The sequence below is a fragment of the Paratractidigestivibacter sp. genome, from assembly GCF_052362415.1.
GTDB lineage: Bacteria > Actinomycetota > Coriobacteriia > Coriobacteriales > Atopobiaceae > Paratractidigestivibacter.
Genome location: NZ_DAWEMK010000217.1, coordinates 789 through 1,513 on the forward strand (window position 1 = coordinate 789; position 725 = coordinate 1,513).

Consider the following 725-nt stretch of genomic DNA (forward strand, 5'->3'; position numbering starts at 1 on the left):
GGGCTTGAGGACGATCTTGGCCGGAATCTTGCCGGTGTTGTTCAGGTAGTCGACCATTTCAGCGGAGTGAATGGCGACCTGGCGCAGGGCTTCTTCGCCGTACAGGTCCTGCGAACCAACGCCGAACCAGATTTCCTTGCCCTCGAAGGGGTTTTCCATAACCATAGGGTTACTTCCTTTACTTCTTTGTTTATGGGGGTTTGTTTAAGTTTCATTCGCCGACCGAGGCTCCCCTCAGTCAGCTATCGCTGACAGCTCCCCTCAGAGAGGGGAGCCAAGACACCACCGTGCTGGCGGAGTCAGCGCTGATTTGATGTGTGTGTCCGCAAGGCGCGGAAGGCGAAGGCGTACGAAGGTACGTCGGGCCTTCCGTAACGCGGCGGACACTCCATCAAATCAGTGCTGACCGTAGACGTTCTGGTAGCGGTCGTTGAGCTTATCGATGTCGGCCTGGTCGATCTCGATGATGTCACCGAGCTGACGGGCGGCCCACATGGTGTGAGCGACTTCCTCGGTCATGGCAGCGGCCTTGACGGCGCCTTCAGCATCCTTGCCGATGGTGAAGGGGCCATGGTTCTGCATGAGGACGGCCGGGGACTTCGGGTACTTCTTGAGGGTCTCGACGACACCCTTGCCGATCGCCTCGGAGCCGATCAGACGGAACGGGCCGACCGGCACCGGGCCGCCGAACTCGTCACCCATCATCGTCAGGCCGCACGGGATGT

Annotated in this window: 2 protein-coding genes; both read right to left on the reverse strand. The window is 59.9% G+C overall.

Going from position 1 to position 725, the window contains the following annotated elements; genetic code table 11:
- The coding region (locus ACT84W_RS11090; RefSeq protein ID WP_444329270.1) for a hypothetical protein at positions 1-165 on the reverse strand (165 nt) is incomplete at its 3' end.
- Between the two features lie 231 nt (positions 166-396).
- Positions 397-725, reverse strand: a 329-nt coding sequence (locus ACT84W_RS11095) for a class II aldolase/adducin family protein (protein ID WP_444329268.1), incomplete at its 5' end; no start/stop codon positions are given.